Source organism: Acidovorax sp. HMWF029 (assembly GCF_003060895.1).
Taxonomy (GTDB): Bacteria; Pseudomonadota; Gammaproteobacteria; order Burkholderiales; family Burkholderiaceae_C; genus Acidovorax.
Genome location: NZ_QAIH01000061.1, coordinates 1 through 19759, shown reverse-complemented (window position 1 = coordinate 19759; position 19759 = coordinate 1). Strand labels below are relative to the sequence as shown.

15 protein-coding genes are annotated in these 19759 nt (G+C 65.5%); all 15 read right to left on the bottom strand.

Annotated elements, in window-relative coordinates:
* Positions 1 to 43 precede the first annotated feature (43 nt).
* On the bottom strand, positions 44 to 2563 hold the full coding sequence (locus tag DBR12_RS03840) for an ABC transporter permease (RefSeq protein ID WP_108616035.1): 2520 nt from the start codon (positions 2561 to 2563) through the stop codon (positions 44 to 46).
* A gap of 63 nt (positions 2564 to 2626) precedes the next feature.
* Positions 2627 to 4309, bottom strand: coding sequence for a C13 family peptidase (locus DBR12_RS03835; protein WP_108616034.1), 1683 nt, complete (start codon positions 4307 to 4309; stop codon positions 2627 to 2629).
* 47 nt (positions 4310 to 4356) lie between these two features.
* Positions 4357 to 5307 carry a formate dehydrogenase accessory sulfurtransferase FdhD gene (locus tag DBR12_RS03830; RefSeq protein WP_108616033.1) on the bottom strand — a complete coding sequence of 317 codons (951 nt, stop codon included), beginning with the start codon at positions 5305 to 5307 and terminating at the stop codon, positions 4357 to 4359.
* 128 nt (positions 5308 to 5435) lie between these two features.
* A complete protein-coding gene (locus DBR12_RS03825) occupies positions 5436 to 5819 on the bottom strand; it encodes a hypothetical protein (protein WP_108616038.1) in 384 nt (127 codons plus the stop codon).
* 11 nt (positions 5820 to 5830) lie between these two features.
* Positions 5831 to 7036: a formate dehydrogenase subunit gamma gene (locus tag DBR12_RS03820; protein ID WP_108616032.1), complete on the bottom strand. Its 1206-nt coding sequence runs from the start codon at positions 7034 to 7036 to the stop codon at positions 5831 to 5833.
* 8 nt (positions 7037 to 7044) lie between these two features.
* Positions 7045 to 7284 (bottom strand): hypothetical protein, encoded by a 240-nt coding sequence (locus DBR12_RS03815; RefSeq protein WP_108616031.1) that lies wholly within the window; start codon positions 7282 to 7284, stop codon positions 7045 to 7047.
* Positions 7281 to 7898 carry a formate dehydrogenase FDH3 subunit beta gene (gene fdh3B, locus DBR12_RS03810; RefSeq protein WP_108616030.1) on the bottom strand — a complete coding sequence of 206 codons (618 nt, stop codon included), beginning with the start codon at positions 7896 to 7898 and terminating at the stop codon, positions 7281 to 7283. The genes DBR12_RS03815 and fdh3B overlap by 4 nt, the downstream gene beginning before the upstream one ends.
* A 23-nt stretch (positions 7899 to 7921) precedes the next feature.
* Complete coding sequence (locus DBR12_RS03805; RefSeq protein ID WP_108616029.1) at positions 7922 to 10891, bottom strand: formate dehydrogenase subunit alpha; 2970 nt, start codon at positions 10889 to 10891, stop codon at positions 7922 to 7924.
* Between the two features lie 12 nt (positions 10892 to 10903).
* Positions 10904 to 11113 carry a twin-arginine translocation signal domain-containing protein gene (locus DBR12_RS03800; protein ID WP_108616037.1) on the bottom strand — a complete coding sequence of 70 codons (210 nt, stop codon included), beginning with the start codon at positions 11111 to 11113 and terminating at the stop codon, positions 10904 to 10906.
* A gap of 160 nt (positions 11114 to 11273) precedes the next feature.
* Positions 11274 to 11909 carry a molecular chaperone gene (locus DBR12_RS03795; RefSeq protein ID WP_108616028.1) on the bottom strand — a complete coding sequence of 212 codons (636 nt, stop codon included), beginning with the start codon at positions 11907 to 11909 and terminating at the stop codon, positions 11274 to 11276.
* A complete protein-coding gene (locus DBR12_RS03790; RefSeq protein ID WP_108616027.1) occupies positions 11906 to 13975 on the bottom strand; it encodes a 4Fe-4S binding protein in 2070 nt (689 codons plus the stop codon). Before DBR12_RS03790 ends, DBR12_RS03795 begins: the two co-directional genes overlap by 4 nt.
* Positions 13935 to 14636, bottom strand: a complete 702-nt coding sequence (locus DBR12_RS03785; RefSeq protein WP_108616036.1) for a DUF3306 domain-containing protein — start codon at positions 14634 to 14636, stop codon at positions 13935 to 13937. The genes DBR12_RS03790 and DBR12_RS03785 overlap by 41 nt, the downstream gene beginning before the upstream one ends.
* On the bottom strand, positions 14629 to 15183 hold the full coding sequence (locus tag DBR12_RS03780) for a DUF3305 domain-containing protein (RefSeq protein WP_108616026.1): 555 nt from the start codon (positions 15181 to 15183) through the stop codon (positions 14629 to 14631). The genes DBR12_RS03785 and DBR12_RS03780 overlap by 8 nt, the downstream gene beginning before the upstream one ends.
* Before the next feature lie 65 nt (positions 15184 to 15248).
* Positions 15249 to 18134: a formate dehydrogenase subunit alpha gene (gene fdhF, locus DBR12_RS03775; protein ID WP_108616025.1), complete on the bottom strand. Its 2886-nt coding sequence runs from the start codon at positions 18132 to 18134 to the stop codon at positions 15249 to 15251.
* Positions 18131 to 19759, bottom strand: a 1629-nt coding sequence (locus DBR12_RS03770) for an NADH-ubiquinone oxidoreductase-F iron-sulfur binding region domain-containing protein (protein ID WP_108616024.1), incomplete at its 5' end; no start/stop codon positions are given. The genes DBR12_RS03770 and fdhF, both read right to left, overlap by 4 nt.

The following is a 19759-nucleotide window of genomic DNA, read 5'->3' as shown; positions in this document are numbered from 1 at the left end:
CCTTTATAGCTATATTTTTAATAGCAAATAACCCAATCACCGCCTAGTCGGCCGCGCGGCGCAGAGTGTCTACCACGGGGCGTAGCAGCACCTCGCGCAAGCCCCACCAGCCTGCCGCCAGCGCCAGCACGGCGCCCGCAAGCGCACCGGCCAGGGGCACCCAGGGGGCGGCCGTCCAGGTGAAGTCGAACACGTAGCGCGCCAGCGCCCAGCCCACGCCCACCGCCACTGCGCTGGCCAAAAAGCCTGCCAGCAGGCCCACGCCCACCAGCTCGGCGCGCTGCACCTGGCGCAGCAGGCTGGCGCGGGCGCCCACGGCGCGCATGATGGCGTATTCGCGCGCGCGCTCTTCGCGCGTGGCCGTGACGGCAGCAAACAGCACCACCAGGCCCGCCGCCAGCGTGAAGGCGAACAAAAACTCCACCGCGCGGATCACCTGCTCCAGCACGCGCTGCACCTGGGCAATGGTGGCACCCATGTCCACGTTGGTGATGTTGGGGAATTGGCGCACCAGGCCGTTGTCAAAGCCGTGGGTCTCGGGCGCGCGGTAGGCCGCCAGATAAGTCACGGGCACATCTTTTACCGTGGCCACGGGGTACATCACGAAGAAGTTGGCCCGCATGGAGCCCCAGTCCACCTTGCGCAGGCTGGTGATGCGCGCCTCGTTCTGCACGCCGCCCATATCAAACAGCAGGCGGTCGCCCATCTTCAGGCCCAGGGTTTCGGCAATGCCCTCTTCGACGCTGATGGCGCCCTCTTCGCCCGGCGTCCACTGGCCCGCCACCACCTGGTTGTGGGGTGGTGCCTCCACGGCGTTGGAGAGGTTGAATTCGCGGTCCACCAGGCGCTTGGCGCGGTCGTCGGTGTAGTCTGCCGGGCCTACGGGCTTGCCGTTCACGGCCAGCAGGCGGCCCCGGATCATGGGATACCAGTCGTACTTGGCCACGCCACTGTCCTTGAGCGTCTGCTGAAAGGCGTCGGCCTGGTCGGGCATCACGTTGATGACAAAACGGTTGGGCGCATCGGGCGGTGTCGCCTGGCGCCAGCTGCTGATGAGGTCGGTGCGCAGCAGCACCAGCAGCACCAGCGCGAGCAGGCCCACGGCCAGGCTGCTGACCTGCACCACGGCATAGGCAGGGCGCGCCGAGATCTGCCGCGTGGCCAACACCAGCCAGCGCGGTGCGGTGCTTTCATTCACGCTGCGCCGCAGCAGCTTGACCGCCACCCACGACAGCCCCGCAAACAGGGCCACGGCCCCGGCAAAACCGCCCACGGCAATCAGGCCCAGCTTGATGTCGCTGCTCACGGCCAGCAGCAGGGCTGCAAACCCGGCCACGCCAATGCCCAGCACCGCCAGCGAGGCGGGCTTGAGCCCACCCACATCGCGCCGGATGACGCGCAGCGGCGGCACCTGGGCCAGTTGCAGCACGGGCGGCAGACCAAACGCAAACAGCAACGTAAGCCCCATGCCCAAGCCAAACGCCACGGGCCACAGGCTGGATGCGGGCAGGGCCGACTCCACCAGCCCCGCGAGCAGCAGCACAAATGCGTGGTGTACCGCATAGCCCAGCAGCACGCCTAAAGCGCTGGCAAACAGGCCGACCAGCGCAAATTCGGTGGTGTAGGCGCCGGCAATGGTGCGTTGGCTCTGGCCCAGCACCCGCAGCATGGCCGATGCATCAAGGTGGTCGGCCGCAAAACCGCGCGCGGCCAAGGCCACGGCCACGGCCGAGAGCAGCGCGGCCAGCAGGGCCACGAGGCTCAGGAACTTCTGGGCGCGGTCCAGCGTCTGGCGCATTTCGGGGCGACCGCTTTCGAGCGACTCCACCCTCACGCCGTGCACGTCGGGCTTTTTGGCTTCGGTCGCCGCCCAGTCGTTGAACGCTTTCACGGCAGGCGCCGGGCCGATCACTGCAAAACGGTAGGTCAGGCGGCTGGCGGGCTGCACCAGGCCGGTAGCGGGCAGGTCGGCCTCGTTCACCATCACCCGGGGGGCGAAGCTCATGAAACCCGCACCCCGGTCGGGCTCGATCACGATGATGCGCGCGATGCGCAACTGGGCATCTCCCAGAAGCAGCTTGTCGCCCATGGCGAGGTTGAGCGATTCGAGCAGCGGGGCATCCACCCACACCTCGCCGGGCGCGGGGATGTCACGCGTGGGCTGCTCCAGCGCGCCGGGGGCGTCGGCCACCGTGAGGCGGCCACGCAGCGGGTAGCCGGGCTGCACGCTCTTGAGCGCCACAAGTTTGCTGGCGCCGCCCTGCGCGTCACTTGCGCGGCCCATGGTGGGAAAGCCCAGCGTGGTCACCGACTGCAAACCCAGCGCCTTGGCGCGCTCCACAAAGGCAGCAGGGGTGGGGTTGTCGCTGGCCACCACCGCATCACCACCCAGCAGTTGCAGCGCGTCGCGCTGCAAACCGCCTTGCAGGCGATCGGCAAAAAACCCCACGGAGGTGAGCGCGGCCACCGCCAGCGTGACCGCCACGATGAGCAGGCGCAATTCGCCCGCGCGCAGGTCCCGGGCCAGGGTGCGCCAGCCAAGGCGCAGAAAAGACAGGTTCATGGCATCGGACCTTAGCGCAAAGCGAACGGGCTGACAGGCCGTGGGGTGTTTGGGTGGGGCTTGTTATTGGGCTCGGACTGCGGGGGCTGACGCCATGTGGCCGCCGCTGGCCTCAGGCTCCACGGTGGCTGCCTGCAGCCTCTGCTCCAGCGCCTGCAGCACGGGGGTGATGTGCTTGCCCACGCGGATCTGCGGGTTCGAGAAGCCATCTGCCTTGCCCGCCTCCACTTCGCGCTGCTGGATCAGAGGCACGGCCTTGGCAAACGCCTCGGTGAACGAATGGGTCTGGCGCAGCTGCTCGTGGAACACGGCGCGGCCGAAGAAGGTGAGATCCGACAGCCTGCCGCAGCCGTACGAGGTGTGCGTGGCATCAGCCGCCGTCATGATCAGGGTGCTGTCGGTGGCCAGGGGTTCGACCCAGCCGCCCGAATAGCAGGCCGACACCGCAATCACCCGGTTGCGGATTCCCGCTTCGTCCAGCGCAGCGCGGAGCATCTCGGGCGTTGCAGGTGCCACCTGCAGCGGCCAGTGCGAGGCCGCCAGCGCGTGGTCGCGCGCGCCGTGCGATGTCAGGTACACCACCAGCACATCGTGCTCGCGGTCCATGCGCGCCGCCAGCGCGGCCACGGCCCGCTGCAGGTTCTCGGGCGTGGCCCAGGCGTGGGTGTCGGCCGTGTCGGCATGGTTGAGCAAGTGCAGCACCCGGCCCTGGGCGTCGAAACGCTCCTGCAGCAAGCTGCTGACCATGGTGCTTTCGCGGCGGAACACGTTTTCGTCGGCATAGGGGGCGAACACCAGCCCATAGACATCAACGACCCCGGGGCGCTCAGGCGCCAGCGCATCCACCTGCTGTTGCCACAGTGCCTGCTGGTCTTCAAACATGGCCTGGGTCAAGGCCAGCGGCACGGGCTCGGGCTCCTGCGCCTCATCGGCGGCTGCAGCGGCTCCTCCCGACGCATCGGCCATGGCCTGTGCATCCGGCTCCCAAGGCTGGTCCTGGAACTGCCACATGCCCACACCGATCACCGCCGCCATGGCCACAGAAAACGCTGCCGTGCGCCAACGCGACCGGATGAAGCGAGCACTCACCACCACCAGCGAGGCCAGCACCCACAGCGTGAGCACGCCATAGGCCACCCAGAACACGATGGCTGCCACCGATCCACCCCATAGGCCGGGCCGGTGCACAGCCGAGGCCATCAAGACATACAACACCAGCAGGGGTGCCAGCGGCGCCCAGGCCGTCAACACATACCAGGCGGCCAAGCCCCCCGTGGGCGCGGGCACACTTGCCGACGCCACCGCCGCCGGACTGGCTGCAGCACGCTGGGCCGGGGCCATGGCCCACCAGGCCAGCCACAGCAGCACCAGCCCACTCCACATCGGCGTGAGCCACCCGCGCAGGTTGAACTGAGCGGGGCCCACCACCTCCAGCCGCGAGGCCGCCACCAGCAGGCCCGCGCTGACCAGCGACAACACCAGCAACTGCCAGGGAGTGGGCGCTGCGGCGGCCGTGCGGGGCGGCAGGAACAGCGCAGCCCGCAGTCCCTCGCGCATCCAGCCCCATATTGACAAACCTTCAGCAGCAGCATTCGCAGCCCCCGGGGCCGATGGCTGCTGCGCGGTGTCTTGCTTTAGACGATTCAGCGGGACTTCCACCTCGGACTGGGTCTCGGCAAGTTCGGGCCCCCACTGGCTGGGCAAGGTATCGGCCCAGGTGCTGCTGCTGGCGTTCAGGTCTTTCATACCGAGATCATGCCATTGGGGCGTGACGGATCAGACCCCAAGCCAAGCTAAACCTCCCCGCCAGGCCTCGCCGCAGGCACCACCACCAGCTCCGGCTGCAACACCAGCCGCTGCGCACCGCTGTAGCACACAAACCGGCGATTCGTCGCCCGCCCGATAGCGCACAGGCCCAGCTGCTGCGCCACCGCGTGGCCCATCTGGGTCATGCCACTGCGCGAGACCACGATGGGAACGCCCATCTGGGCGGACTTGATGACCATCTCGCTGGTGAGGCGGCCCGTGGTGTAGAAAACCTTGTCGGCACCAGACATGGGCATGGCACAGGCGCTGTCCGACGCCACTCCATCGGCTGCGGCAGTTTCCGGGTTCATCCACATCCAGCCCGCAATGGTGTCGATGGCGTTGTGGCGGCCCACGTCTTCCACAAAGGTCAGCAGCTCCTCGCCTTGGAACAAAGCGCAGCCATGCACCGAGCCTGCAGATTTGTAGGTGCTCTCCTTGAGGCGGATGGCGTTGACGATGCCGTAGAGCTGGGCCTGCGTCAGCTGCGCATCGGGCAGCGCAATGCGGTCTACCTCGTCCATCAGACCGCCAAACACGCTGCCCTGGCCGCAGCCGGTGGTGACCACCTTGCTGGCGGTGCGTTCATCAATACGGGCAATGCCGTGGCGTGTGCGCACGGCGGCGGCGTGCACTTCCCAGTCCACGGTGATGGATTCGATGTCGAACACTGATTCGACCAGCCGCTGGTTGCGCAGATAGCCCAGCACCAGCAGCTCGGGCTGCGCGCCCAGCGTCATCAGGGTGACCAGCTCGCGCTTGTCGACATAGATGGTAAGGGGCCGCTCTGCGGGGATCTGCACCTGCTCGCTTTCTCCCCTTTCGTTGACGACCTCCACATGATGGGTCAGAGGTGCCCGGGCTTGGGTGAGGCGTGGGAGCGCAGGTACGTCAGGCAGGGCAGGCGAATCGGAAGAAGGCGGCAAGGGGCTGGTCATGGAGAGAATATACGCACTGCCGCAGGGTGGCGCAGCCGCAGACCCACAAACACAAAAGCCGCGCCACCAGGGTGACGCGGCTTGCTTGCAGCCAGCATGCATGCAGACCCCAGGCCTGCCGAGGTCGATCAGGACTTGGACGCGGAGGCCGAAGCCGCTGCGGGTGTCGGGGTGCCAGGCGCAGGACCGGTAGCTGCTGGGCTGCCCGTGGCCTCGGCAGGCTTGGGGGGCGGTGGCGTATAGGCAAAGGGCCCCGGATCTGCGCAGGCTGGCGCAGACGCAGCGGGCTTGGCCGATGGCGTGGTCTTGCGGTAATACGCTGCCACCTTGTCTTGCGACAGGCACAGTTTGTAGTTGTCCACCTTGCCCGCCCATGCGGTCTTGGCTGCAGCTTCTGCGGCCTTGGCGGCGGCCTCGGGCGACGGGGCAGGCAACTTGGCAGAAGCCAGCGTGTAAGCACCTGCCGCGCACAGCGCCAGCAACGCGGTACAGATAGTTCGTGTCGTCGTCATGGTGCGGGTCCTCATACCTGCGCGGGCTGCTGGCCCGCAGATGCTGTGGCGGCGGCATCGGCCGCTGGCTGGCTGGCGCTACGCTGGCGCGGGATCTTGCCTGCCTGCACGTCGTCATACCAGAGTTCGTGGTGTTCCTTGGCCCAGCCCTCACTCACGTAGCCCGTGCGCATGGCCTTGTAGGCGCCCTTCATGCCCACCGTGCCCATGTAGATGTGGCCACAGATGAGTGCCATCATCCAGATGGCCAGGGTAGCGTGAATCATGTGGGCGATTTGCATGTCGCCACGCACATCGCCAAAGCCGGGGATGAGCTTGTCGAGCACCAGCCCCGTAGCTACCACAAAGATTCCGGGAATGGTGATGCCCCACCAGAAGAGGCCCTTCTCGCCCGCATTGAAACGGTGCGATGGAACCTCATGGCCGCCCTTGCCCAGCATGCCGCCACCCTTGGCCAGCCAGACAAAGTCGGCACGGTTGGCGATGTTGTCTTTGATGAAGGTGAGAATGATCACGAGCAAAGACACGGCAAACAGCGGGCCAACGAAGTTGTGTACGTTCTTGAGCGCGTAAGTCAGCCAGCCAAACAAAGTCGTCCCGATGATGGGCAGCAGGAAAAACTTGCCAAACGCCATCACGATGCCGGAGATAGCCAGCGCAATGAAGGCAAACGCATTGGCCCAGTGGGCCGCTCGCTCGAACGGGGTGAAGCGCTCGATGCGGCGGGGGCCGGTGCCGTCGGGGTGCTCATGCCCCAGCGGGCCCTTCACAAAGTAGAAGATGCCCAGGGCCAGCAGCACGATGGCAAACAACGCCGCCCCATAGGGGATGATCCAGTGGTTGCGCACCTGGCGCCACGCCTCACCCGCATTGGTGTAGCGCGATCCGGGGTATTGCACGAACGGCTGGATCAGGTTTCCCGCCTCGGGGGCCTGGGTTTTTGGCAGGCTGCTGTAGCCGGTCACACCCTGCCCCACCTGGCGCCACATGGGCGCGTTGTTGCCAGGCTGCACCTTGGCGCGTTCGCCATTGGTCTGCTCGGCGTACTTGGGGTCGGCGCTCGCGTCGGGTTTGACTTCGAAAATGTTCTGGCTCTGAATGCCACCAGGCGCGGGGGGCGCAGCGGACGCCGCTGATGCCTGCTGCGCAAACACAGCACCACCAGCCAGTCCTGCCAACCCTGCCACCAGAGCCAAGGACCACACAATGTGTTTCATGGTGGGCCTCACTTGGTTTGGGTGCGGGAGTACTCGTTCTGGCCGTACTGCTGACGCGCTTTCAGCTGGGCTTCCCAACTGGCTTTGTCACCCGCCTTCCAGCCCGGCTCGGTGAAATTGCTGCCAGTGCCCGCATAGGGCACGGCATCGCTGCGGATACCTGCGCCGGTCTGCGGCTTTTCGCCGCAGGCGGCCAAGGTGCCGACAGCAAAGACAGTGATGGCGATGAGATGCAGGCGCTGAATCATGACTTGCCTCCTGCAGGCTGACCTGCCTGTTGCGAACCGTAGGCCGTGCCCCAGCCCCACACTTCGGCGCCCTTGCCACGCTGCACCACACGGTTGCGGAAGATATCTGCCACCACATCGCCATCACCGGCGAGCAGGGCCTTGGTGGAGCACATTTCTGCGCAGGCGGGCAGCTTGCCTTCGGCAAGGCGGTTGCGGCCATACTTTTCAAATTCGGCCTGGCTGCCGTGGGCCTCGGGGCCTCCCGCACAAAACGTGCACTTGTCCATCTTGCCGCGCACTCCGAAGGTGCCGGAGGAAGGAAACTGCGGGGCGCCAAACGGACAGGCGTAGCTGCAGTAGCCGCAGCCGATGCACACGTCCTTGTCGTGCAGCACCACACCTTCTTCGGTGCGGTAGAAGCAGTTGACCGGGCATACCGCCATGCAGGGTGCATCGCTGCAGTGCATGCAGGCCACCGAGATGGACTTTTCGCCCGGCACGCCATCGTTGAGCGTGACCACGCGGCGGCGGTTCACACCCCAAGGGACCTCGTGCTCGTTCTTGCAGGCGGTCACGCAGCCGTTGCACTCGATGCAGCGCTCTGCGTCACAGATGAATTTCATTCGTGCCATGTGTATCTCCTTGCGTGGCGCGATCAGGCGCGTTCCACGTTGCAGATCGTGGTCTTGGTTTCTTGCATCATGGTCACACTGTCGTAGCCATACGTTGTCGCGGTGTTGACGGCCTCACCGCGCACCACAGGCGCCGCGCCCTTGGGGTAGTACGCCAGCATGTCCGCCCCCTGCCAGCGGCCCGAGAAGTGAAACGGCATCCACACCGTGTCGGGGGCCACGCGCTCGGTGACCAGCGCCTGCACGTTGAGTCGCGCGCCAGTGGGTGAGCTGAGCCACACACGCTCGCCATTGCGGATGCCGCGGTCAGCTGCCGTCTTGGGGTTGATCTCGACAAAAGACTCCTGCTGCAGTTCGGCCAGCCAGGGATTGGAGCGGGTTTCCTCACCGCCGCCCTCGTACTCGACCAGACGCCCCGAGCTCATGATGAGCGGGAATTTCTCATGTACCTTGTCGGCCACATTCTTCTCCTGCACGCTCTTATAAAGCGTGGGCAAGCGCCAGAAGGCCTTCCTGTCGTCGTGGGTCGGGTACTTGGCCATGAGGTCCGGCCGGGTGCCATACAGCGGCTCGCGGTGCTGCGGAATCGCATCGGGGAAGTTCCACACCACCGCGCGCGCCTTGGCGTTGCCAAACGGGTGACAGCCATGCTTGAGGGCCACGCGAATGATTGCGCCCGTGGGGTCGGTCTTCCAGTTCTTGCCTTCAGCCTTGGCCTTCTCGGCATCACTGAGATCGTCCCACCAGCCCAGCTTTTTCAGCAGCACATGGTCAAACTCGGGGTAGCCCGTCGTGATCTCGCAGCCCAGGGAGTGCGAGCCATCCTCGGCCAGCAGATTGACGCCGTCCTTCTCCACACCAAAGTTGGCGCGGAAGTTGCCGCCGCCTTCCATCACATGTTTGGAGGTGTCGTACAGATTGGGTGAACCCGGGTGCTTGAGTTCGGGCGTGCCGTAGCACGGCCATGGCAAACCAAAGTAGTCGCCACCAAAGTCGTAGCCGGTTTCCTTGTCCTTGCCGCCTTTGGCCTTGAGGGTCTTCACGTCGAACAAATGCATGTTCTTCATGTGGGCCTTCAGGCGCTCTGGGCTCTGGCCGGTGTAGCCAATGGTCCAAACCGACTTGTTGATTTCGCGCAGGATGTCCTCGACCACGGGCTCGTCCATGCCCTTGACCTTCTGCATCTTGTAGTTCTTGCACAGCTCATCGGCAAAGCCGAGCTTCTGTGCGAACTGGAGCATGATCATGTGGTCCGAACGACTCTCCCACAGCGGCTCGATGACCTTCTCGCGCCATTGAATGGAACGATTGGAGGCCGTACACGAGCCACTGGTTTCAAACTGCGTGGCAGCTGGCAGCAAGTACACCGCGCGGTTGGGGTTCAGGTCTTCGGCCTTGCCGGGCATGGCGGCCATGGCTGCGGTGGCAGATGGATATGGGTCCACCACCACCAGCAGATCGAGCTTGTCCATGGCGCGCTTCATTTCCAGGCCACGGGTCTGCGAATTGGGCGCATGGCCCCAGAAGAACACGCCGCGCAGGTTGGAGTCCTGGTCGATCAGCTCGTTTTTCTCCAGCACGCCGTCGATCCAGCGCGACACGGTGATGCCGCTCTTGGTCATCATCGCGGGCGACGCATACTGCTTTTTGATCCACTCGAAGTCCACGCCCCACACGGCGGCGAAGTGCTTCCACGAACCCTCGGCCAGACCATAGTAGCCCGGCAGCGAGTCAGGGTTGGGGCCCACATCCGTCGCGCCCTGCACGTTATCGTGGCCACGGAAGATGTTGGTACCGCCACCGCTCTTGCCCACGTTGCCCAGCGCCAGTTGCAAGATGCACGACGCACGCACGATCGCGTTACCGATGGTGTGCTGCGTCTGGCCCATGCACCACACGATGGTGCCGGGGTTGTTGTCGTGCAGCATCTTGGCGACCTTGAAAACCTGGTCTTCCTTGACGCCGCAGGCCTCTTCCACCTTGTCAGGCGTCCACTTGGCCAGCACTTCTTCGCGCACCTTCTCCATGCCATAGACACGGTCGTGGATGTACTTCTTGTCTTCCCAGCCGTTCTTGAAGATGTGATACAGCAGGCCGAACAAGAACGGGATGTCGGTGCCCGAGCGGATGCGTACGTACTCGTCGGCCTTGGCTGCCGTGCGGGTAAAACGCGGGTCCACCACGATCATCTTGCAGCCGGTCTCCTTGGCGTGCAACATGTGCAGCATGCTCACCGGGTGGGCTTCGGCGGCGTTGGAGCCAATGTACAAAGCGACTTTGCTGTTTTGCATGTCGTTGTACGAATTGGTCATGGCGCCATAGCCCCATGTGTTGGCCACACCCGCCACGGTGGTCGAGTGGCAGATACGCGCCTGGTGGTCGCAGTTGTTGGTGCCCCAGAAACTCACGAACTTGCGCAGCAGGTAGGCCTGTTCGTTGTTGTGCTTGGACGAACCCACAAAGTACACGCTGTCGGGGCCGCTGGCCTTGCGCAGCTCCTGCATCTTGGCCGTGATTTCGTTCAAGGCCGTGTCCCAGCTGATGCGCTCGTACTTGCCATTGACCAGCTTCATGGGGTAACGCAGGCGGTACTCGCCATGGCCGTGTTCACGCAGGGCCGCACCCTTGGCGCAGTGGGCACCCAGGTTGATGGGCGAATCGAACACGGGCTCTTGACGCACCCACACGCCGTTTTCCACCACGGCATCCACCGCGCAACCGACCGAACAGTGGGTACAGATGGTGCGGCGCACTTCGATCTTGCTGTCGCCAATGCCGACCTTGGCGCCTTCGGCCGCAGTGGATTTCTTGACCAGCGTGAGTTGCGATGCGGCAATGCCGACACCGACCCCCAGACCGGAGCGGCGCAGAAACGAGCGCCGATCCATGGTGGGCAAAGCCTGGGAAAGGCCCCGGCGCAGGCTGTGAACAAAGGGCGATACAGAGGCGCTGGCGCTCTGCGCGACGTGGGAGGACTTCTTGGTCAGCAACATGGCAGGCCCCGGTCAGAGTTGGGTGGTCTTGTAGTACTGCTTCACATGCGCAGACAGGTGGTAGCCACCGCCCTTTTCGGGCGCGGGGCGGGGCGTATCAGAGACAACCGCTTCGGACGGAGCCACATGGGGAAGTGCCACGACGGCTGCTGCTGCAGCCCCTGCGGTGGCGGCGCCGGCAAAAAAGCTGCGGCGTGAGGGATTCGGCTGGCGGTTCTGCATGGTTGTCTCCAGAATGGCTGGCAGCAAATGGGGAAGCTATGAAAAGCTATTCATACAGTCTATGCCAGTGTGTAAAACACTGCAATCCAGCCTTACACCCCCCACTAATACACTCATCTTTTGTAGCGCTGGCTACAAGCACACTGTGGCAGCCCGCAGGTCAATCGAGCATGTCGAAGCCCTGCGCTTCCACGGACGCAAACGCCCGCGTGAACTGGGCCAGCGCGGCATAGAAGCGTGCCTGCGGATGTGCCGCTAGCACATCACAAAGCTGCGGGATCCAGGGCTGCAAATGCGTTGCAAAAAAGTCGCGCTGAGCCGTCAGGTTACAGACAGCCACATCGTCACCCGCAACCAAATAGCGCATCACCTCGCACAGGTAGGCAACGTGGTCCTCGGTCTCGGGCATGGCGTCGTCGCGCGCCAGGCCCAGGCGATCCAGGTCGGTGCGCAGGCGGGCCAGGGGTTTCTCGTTCAAGAAGCCACTCAGGTAATGAGACCCATACAGGTACACCTCAGGCTTGCCCACGCCACCAAACAGGCGGTCGAACTCATGGGCAATGGCCGCATCGTCCTGCGCGCGGGCAGCGCCCACCAACTGTTGCCAGGGCTCCTGCAAAAAGCCCCCTTCGGCGGGTGCCTCGGTCACCGCCACACGCAGGGCCGACATCAGATCGGCGCTGGGCGCTGCGTAGTACAGCTGCGACAGCAGGCCATAGAGTTCGGCCCGCGCGGTTTCCTCATCCAAGGCGGAACTGCTGCCCGGGGAGGTCAAAGAAGCAGAGGGTGCGCTCACAGGTCGGTCACTTTCGTTTCGCTTTGGGAGGAATACAGATCAATCACACGGCAGTCGCTGCACATCTTCAGGCGCTCCAGCGCCTCGCCCTGGAACATCGGATGGCCCGACAGCTTGCCCAGCATCGCCTCGATGGCCTTCACGGTCCCAAAGGGTTTGCTGCAGCGCACACAAGCCCAGGGCTTGGCTTCGTTGAGTACGCGCAGCTGTGCGCGCTCAGGTGTCAGCAGCAGACGCGGCTGCAGCGTGATGGCGTCTTCCGGGCAGGTGGTGGCACACAGGCCACACTGCACGCAGTTCTTTTCGATAAAGCGCAGCTGGGGCAGCTGCGGGTTGTCCTGCAGTGCACTGGCAGGGCAGGCGCTCACGCAGCTCAGACACAAGGTGCAGCGGTCTTTGTTGACTTCAATCGTGCCCAGCGGCGAGCCCACTGCGGGCAAGGCAATAGCCGCAGGCCGCTCGGCCACAGGCATAGGCGCCTGCTCGACGAGGTGGTCCAGCGCCATCTCCAGCGTGCTGCGTTTTTCCTGCGCCACCGCAAAACGTGCCGCCACGGCCGGGGTCTTCTGGTGCGTCTGGCCCAGGGCCTGCAAGGCTGCATCCAGCGCGGTGGGGTGCGTGGCGCGCAGCAGTTGCAGATGTGCGCCGGTGTAGCCCAGCCCGCGCAAAATGGCTTGCGCCACATCCATCTGCCCCAGCAGGCCATTGAGGTACTGCGGGGCCTCTTCATCGGTGCAGAGCACCACCACCTGCGAGGCGCCGTAAGCGATTGCGCTGAGCCACAGATCCACCCCGGTGCTGGCCGTGTGCCACAGCGCCACCGGGATCACGTTGGCAGGCACGCCCTGCGCCAGCTTCAGCTGTGCCGCGCGCCCCAACTCTTCCACCAGCGACTGGCCACGTTCCTGGCTGTGCAGCAACAGCACCGCATCCTTGCCACCGGCAGCGGTGTAGGTGGACAGCAGCGTCTTGAGCTTGGTGCCCTGTTCCGTCGCACTGGGGTAGGCATAGGTCAGCGCGCCCGTGGGGCACACGGTGGTGCAGGCGCCGCAGCCCACACACAGGTTGGGGTTCACCTTGATTTGCTGGCGGCTTTTGTCGCTGCTCACGGCCTCGGCCGAGCAGATATCCACGCAGGCGTTGCAACCCACGGTTTCGTTGCGGCTGTGGGCGCAGAGCTTTTGTTTGTAGACAAAAAACTTGGGTTTCTCGAATTCACCCACCAGCTCGCGCAGTTGGAGCAGTGCCGACAGATCGTGCCCGTCCCAGCGGAAATAGCCTTGCGGCAATGCATGCTGCAAAAAGGTCGGCGTGGCAGTGGCCGGGCGCAAATCCAGCACTAGGTCAAAACGCTCGGTCTGTGCCGCGGCATCGCGGGTGAAGTCGAGGGCACCCGCCACCTGGCACACCTTCACACAGGCGCGGTGCGACTGGCAGGCGGCCAGGTCGATCTGGTAATCCAGACCAATGGCGTTTTCGGGGCAGGCCGCCACACAGGCGTTGCAGCGTGTGCACAGGTCGAGGTCAATGGGGTTGTCGGCCTTCCACTGCAGCTCAAACGCGCCCAGCCACCCTGCAAGGCCCGTAATGCGCCCGCCCAGTACCGGAAAGCGCCGCGCCTGCGCGCCGCCGGCGTTGCCAGGGCCCTGGGTGAACAGCGTCACATCCAGCACATCCGACACCAGGGCGGCGGCCTGCTCGGCCTGGTCAAGCGGGCCGATGATGAGCAAACGGCCCGTGCTCTTGTAAGTGACCGTGGGCACGGGCGGCGGGTCGGGCAGCCGGGCGGCGGCCAGCAGTGCCGCAATCTTGGGGCTGGCCTTGGCGGCATCCCGGCTCCAGCCGCCGGTCTCGCGGATATTGACGAAGCGGATGGGCGACACCGCGCCTTCGGTCTGCTGGCCCAGATCGCCAAACAGGCGCTGCTCCTGGGTGCAGGCCACCACCACGTCCTGCCCGGACTGGATGGCTTTCTGAAACGCCCCTGCGTCGCGGCGGCACAGGGTGGAATGGAGGGTCAGGTCTTCATGCAGTGCCTCGCCCAACGCCTTGGCGTTGAGGGGCATCGTCTGGTTGCAGTCGCAAATGAGCGTCTTGGTCATCGTGGGTGTGGCTGGCTGGCGTGGCCACCCCCTCTTGTGCAGAACGGTCGGCCAGCGCAGGCTCGCTGGTGGGAACGCTAGGAACAGCGTTGCATACCCCGGACTGTGCCACGTCTTCGGCGCCGGTGGCACCCGCAACATCCCGAGGCTGAGCGGCCACCGGGGCTATTGCGCCTGCAGGATCGGTTTCTGCCTCGCCCCCTGCCTTTTTCTCGTGGTCGAAGAAGCCCATCGCATGGGCGCTGACCATCTGGCGCAACATGCCTGCAGGCAGCGGGTCGGGCTGGGAGTAGTCGTCGATGTAGATGTCCAGACCGTCCATCACATTGAAGTGCGGATCGGCGAACAGCTTTTTCATGGCCAGGTTGCGCACCTCGGGCGACACGGCGCGGGACACAAAGGGCTTGAAATCCGATGCGGGGGTCAGGGCCTCGGCGTCCGCCAACGTAGGCGCTGGTGGCTCGGCAGCGGGCTCCGCGGTGGTGGGCGCGGCAGTGGTCGCAGGGGCCGGCGGAGCAGCCTGGGGTGCGAGCGCAGGTGCGAGCGGCGGAGCCTCCTGCACCGGCTTGCCTTCCCGCACATCCTGCTTGCGGCGCGACCAGCGGCCGAGGAAGCCGTCAGCCATGGCCACCACCTCCGCCACGTTGCTTCTCGGTGGACACCGAAGCAGGGCTACCGAAGCGGTCTTTCAGCGATTGAAAACTGTCCGGCCGCTTGCGGCGCTTGGGCTCGGGTTGGTAGTGCTCGGCCACAAAGGCGCGCAGCACCTCCAGCACCTCGGGGGCCGCAGGCACCTGCTCCACGGTTTCCTGCGCGTCCAGCCAGCGGCCAGCGTCGTGGTAACTCAGGCTCACGGCCATTGGGCGGGCCAGGGGGATCTCACCTGTGCCGGGGTCTTCATCGCGGCGCCACATCACAAACCAGCAGGGCGCGGGCGAGGTGAGATTGAGGTGGTAGCCCTCGGCGTCGTCGCGGAACAGCTCCACCCGAAAGCCCGGGAACAACCAGCGCTGCTCGCGCTCGTCCTGGATCAGCGGGCGGGGTTCAGTGCCGAAAGTGGGTTCGTGGATCACCACCTCGGCCAGCGACCAGCGCCAGGGTTGCCAGCGGTTGTCGATGTGCTCGCACCGCATGATCACGGCGACGTCGGTGTAGGGGCGCGGGGCAGTCATGGGCGCTGACTGTACCCCGGCGCAGGGCCAGGGTCAGCACGACCCGCAAAGCCCCTTGAGCTTCCTCAGCTTGCAGCGACTTCCAGCCGCTCCACCGCCACCGCGCAGTACTTGAACTCAGGAATCTTGCCAAACGGGTCCAGCGCCGCGTTGGTCAGCAGGTTGGCTGCTGCCTCCACGTAGGCAAAGGGCATGAACACCGTGCCGCGCGGCGTGCCATCGTCGCGGCGCACGCGCACCTGCAGCATGCCGCGCCGCGAGCGGATGCCCACCAGCGCACCCGGTTCAACCCCCAGCCGCGCCAGCTCATCGCCATGCAGCGATGCGGTGGCCATGGGCTCGATGGCGTCCAGCACGGTGCTGCGCCGCGTCATGCTGCCTGTGTGCCAGTGCTCCAGCTGGCGGCCGGTGATGAGCACCAGGGGATAGTCCGCATCGGGCTTTTCTGCTGCCGGGATCACGCTGGCGGGTACGAGCTTGAGGCGCCCGGTGGGCGTGGGGAATTGCTGCGTGAACACGATGGGCTGGCCGGGGTCATCCGGCGTGAGGCAAGGGTAGGTCACGCTGGACTCGTGCACGAGGCGCTCCCAGGTAATACCCTCAATGCTCGCGTGCATGGCCTGGCGCATTTCGTCGTAGACAGCGGCCACGCCAGACTCTTCGCCTGCGTAGTTCCAGTCCAGCCCCATGCGCGCGGCAATCTGCTGGATGATCCAGAGATCGGGCCGCGCATCCCCGGGCGGATTGAGCGCACGGCGGCCCATCTGCACCATGCGGTCGGTATTGCTGGCGGTGCCGGTCTTTTCGGGCCAGGCGCTGGCGGGCAGCACCACATCGGCCAGCCATGCGGTTTCGGTCATAAAGATGTCCTGCACCACCAGGTGCTGCAGGCTGGCCAGCGCGTGGCGCGCGTGGTTCAGGTCGGGGTCGCTCATGGCGGGGTTCTCGCCCATGATGTACATGCCGCGCACCTTGTGCGGGTCGCTGTCAGGCGCCAGCGCCTTGTGCATGATCTCGACCACGGTGTAGCCGGGCGTCTGGTCCAGCGGGGTGCCCCAGAAATCCTCAAACCATGCATGCGCCCCGGCGTTGTCCACGCGCTGGTAGTTGGGGAACATCATGGGGATCAGGCCCGCGTCGCTCGCGCCCTGCACGTTGTTCTGGCCGCGCAGCGGGTGCAGGCCCGAGCCGGGCTTGCCGATCTGGCCGGTGACCGCGCACAGCGCAATCAGGCAGCGCGCGTTGTCGGTGCCGTGGACGTGCTGGCTCACGCCCATGCCCCACAAAATCATCGAGGCTTTGCTTTTTGCGAACGCCCGCGCCACCTCGCGCAGCGCCTCGGCGGGGATGCCGCACACGGGCGCCATGGCCTCGGGGCTGCAGCCCATCACGTTGGCCTTGAGTGCCTCGAAATCAGTGGTACGGCCCTTGATGAAGGCTTCATCCACCAGGCCCTCGTCGATCACCGTGTGGATCAGCGCGTTGAGCATGGCCACGTCGGTATCGGCCTTGAACTGCAGCGTGCGCCAGGCGTGGCGGCCAATGTCGGTCACGCGCGGGTCGGCCAGCACGATCTTTGCCCCGCGCTTGGCCGCGTTCTTCATCCAGGTCGCCGCCACCGGGTGGTTGGCCGTGGGGTTGGAGCCGATCACAAAGATCAGCTCGGCATGCTCCACATCGTTCACCGGATTGCTGACGGCGCCCGAGCCCACGCCTTCGAGCAGCGCAGCCACGCTGGAGGCGTGGCACAGCCGGGTGCAGTGGTCCACGTTGTTGCTGCCAAAGCCAGTGCGTACCAGCTTCTGGAACAGGTAGGCCTCTTCATTGCTGCCCTTGGCCGAGCCAAAGCCCGCCAGCGCCTTGGGGCCGTGCGCGTCGCGCAGGTTTTTGAGCGGACCCGCTGCCAGGTCCAGTGCCTCGTCCCAGGTTGCTTCGCGGAAGGTATCGCGCCAATCCACGCCGTAGGGCCGCACCTCCTTGGGCACGCCGCTCTTGCGGATCAGCGGCACGGTAAGGCGGTCAGGGTGGTGGGCGTAGTCGAAGCCAAAGCGCCCCTTCACGCACAGGCGGCCGTGGTTGGCCGGGCCGTCGCGGCCTTCGACGCTGATGATCTTTTCATCGCGCACGTTGTAGGTAATGAGGCAGCCCACACCGCAGAACGGGCAGACCGAATCGACCTTGCGGTCCACCTTTTGCGAACCGATGTGCGTCTTGGGGCTGAGCGCGCCCGTGGGGCAGGCCTGCACACATTCGCCGCAGGCCACGCAGGTGCTCTCGGCCATGGGGTCGTCCAGGTCGAAGACGATCTTGCTGTCGGCACCGCGCAGCGCATAGCCAATCACGTCGTTGACTTGGCTTTCGCGGCAGGCGCGCACGCAGCGGTTGCACTGGATGCAGGCGTCAAGATTCACCGCCATGGCCGGGTGGCTCAGATCAGCCGCAGGCTGCTCGCGGCGCAGGGCTTTGAGCGCAGGGCGCACCTCCACGCCCAGATGGTCAGCCCAGGCGCTCAGCTCGCCGTGTTGGCCGATCGTCTCGGCTTTATTTGAATAAAAATGGCCTTCTCCGCCTGATGGGATTATGTTTTTAGCTATCAAATCAATAGCATTCGCATCCCCATCGTTCCACCGGTAGCCCTGGTCTGGCATGTCGGACAGCAGCATCTCCACCACCATCTGCTGACTCTTGCGGGCACGCGGGCTGGTGGCCAACACCTTCATGCCCTCGGTGGGCGCACGGCAGCAGCTGGGGGCCAGCGTGCGCTCGCCCGCGATCTCGACCACGCAGGCGCGGCAATTGCCGTCGGGGCGCAGGCCGTCGGTGTAGCAAAGGTGCGGAATCTCCACGCCGTGGCGTTGTGCGGCTTTCAGAATGGTTTCGCCAGGGCGGGCGGTGACGGGCTGGCCGTCCAGTTCGAAGGCCACGCCACAGGTGCCGTGCAATGCGCTCATGGCTGGACTCCCTTGGGCAGTTGCTCCGTCAGCGGGCTGTTGCGCGGCTTGGGCAGATCGCCCGGCCAGGGCCCCTCGCCCACTTCGTGCGGGAAGTATTTGTGGATGCAGCGGATGGGGTTGGGCGCAGCCTGGCCCAGGCCGCAGATGGAGGCGTCGGCCATCACCTGCGCCAGGTCATCGAGCAGTTCTTCGTCCCACTGCGGCGCTTGCATCAGCGTGGCTGCCTTGGCCGTGCCCACGCGGCAGGGCGTGCACTGGCCGCAGCTTTCGTGTTCGAAAAACCGCATCACGTTCAGCGCCGCATCGCGCGCGCGGTCGTGCTGGCTGAGCACGATGACGGCAGCCGAGCCAATGAAGCAGCCGTGGGGCTGCAGCGTGTCGAAGTCCAGCGGAATGTTGTTGAGACTGGCGGGCAGAATGCCGCCCGAGGCACCGCCGGGCAGGTAGGCATACAGCGCGTGCCCATCCAGCATGCCACCGCAGTATTCGTCGATGAGTTCCTGCACCGTGATGCCCGCCGGAGCGAGCTTGACGCCGGGGAGCTTCACCCGCCCGCTCACGCTGAAACTACGCAGCCCCTTGCGACCGTGGCGGCCAAAGCTGGCAAACCAGCCCGGGCCGCGCTCGACGATGTCGCGCACCCAGTACAGCGTCTCGAAGTTGTGCTCCAGCGTGGGTCGCCCAAACAGACCTACCTGCGCGATGTAGGGCGGGCGCATGCGCGGCTCGCCACGTTTGCCTTCGATGCTTTCGATCATGGCCGACTCTTCGCCGCAGATATAGGCGCCCGCGCCGCGCCGCAACTCGATGTGCGGCAGGGGGCATGGGGGCTGGGCACGCAAGTCGTCCAAAGCCTGCTGCAGCAGCGCGCGGCAGCCGTGGTACTCGTCGCGCAGATAGATATAGATGGCCTCGGTGCCCACCACCTGGGCGGCGATGAGCACGCCTTCCAGAAAGCGGTGCGGGTCGCGTTCCAGATACGTGCGGTCCTTGAAGGTGCCGGGCTCGCCCTCGTCAATATTGACGGCCATGAGGCGCGGCGCAAGCTGGTCGCGCACGATGCGCCATTTGCGCCCGGCCGGAAATCCCGCGCCGCCCAGGCCCCGCAGGCCCGAGTTTTCCATGGCCGCGAGCACGGCCTCGGCATCCATCTCGCCGTTGACCAGCGCAGCGGCGGTCTGGTAGCCACCATGGGCGCAGTAGGTGGCCAGGTCGGTGTGGGCAGGGCTGACCTCGCCAGGTGGCAGGGGGATGCTTTTCTCCGCCAGCGCCGCCACATCAAAATTGATAGCTGTCAGCGCTTGTGGGTGGCGCGCAAGAGCCCTTTTTGGCTTGGATTCGACCACCTGCAGCACGGCATCAGCCGTGGCGTGCGGCACGGGGCACTGGTGCACCACGGCCACGGGCGCTTGTTCGCAGCGGCCCACGCAGGGCACGGCCTGCACCTGCACATCGCCCTGCCCGGCCGCGCGCAGGCGTTCGGGCAGCGCGGCCAACAGGTCACGCGCACCGGCCAGGCTGCAGCTCAGGCTGTCGCACACCCGCAGCACCAGGCGGGGTGCCTGGGCTTCTTCGCCGCGCACGATGTCGAAGTGGTGGTAGAAGCTCGCCACCTCGTACAC

Coding starts and splice junctions, on each gene's coding strand:
- DBR12_RS03805 (WP_108616029.1), bottom strand. CDS start 10,891: ATGTTGCTGACCAAGAAGTCCTCCCACGTCGCGCAGAGCGCCAGCGCC.
- DBR12_RS03825 (WP_108616038.1), bottom strand. CDS start 5,819: ATGACGACGACACGAACTATCTGTACCGCGTTGCTGGCGCTGTGCGCG.
- fdhF (WP_108616025.1), bottom strand. CDS start 18,134: ATGAGCGCATTGCACGGCACCTGTGGCGTGGCCTTCGAACTGGACGGC.
- DBR12_RS03790 (WP_108616027.1), bottom strand. CDS start 13,975: ATGCCCCTCAACGCCAAGGCGTTGGGCGAGGCACTGCATGAAGACCTG.
- DBR12_RS03780 (WP_108616026.1), bottom strand. CDS start 15,183: ATGACTGCCCCGCGCCCCTACACCGACGTCGCCGTGATCATGCGGTGC.
- DBR12_RS03835 (WP_108616034.1), bottom strand. CDS start 4,309: ATGAAAGACCTGAACGCCAGCAGCAGCACCTGGGCCGATACCTTGCCC.
- DBR12_RS03785 (WP_108616036.1), bottom strand. CDS start 14,636: ATGGCTGACGGCTTCCTCGGCCGCTGGTCGCGCCGCAAGCAGGATGTG.
- DBR12_RS03840 (WP_108616035.1), bottom strand. CDS start 2,563: ATGAACCTGTCTTTTCTGCGCCTTGGCTGGCGCACCCTGGCCCGGGAC.
- DBR12_RS03815 (WP_108616031.1), bottom strand. CDS start 7,284: ATGATTCAGCGCCTGCATCTCATCGCCATCACTGTCTTTGCTGTCGGC.
- DBR12_RS03830 (WP_108616033.1), bottom strand. CDS start 5,307: ATGACCAGCCCCTTGCCGCCTTCTTCCGATTCGCCTGCCCTGCCTGAC.
- fdh3B (WP_108616030.1), bottom strand. CDS start 7,898: ATGGCACGAATGAAATTCATCTGTGACGCAGAGCGCTGCATCGAGTGC.
- DBR12_RS03820 (WP_108616032.1), bottom strand. CDS start 7,036: ATGAAACACATTGTGTGGTCCTTGGCTCTGGTGGCAGGGTTGGCAGGA.
- DBR12_RS03800 (WP_108616037.1), bottom strand. CDS start 11,113: ATGCAGAACCGCCAGCCGAATCCCTCACGCCGCAGCTTTTTTGCCGGC.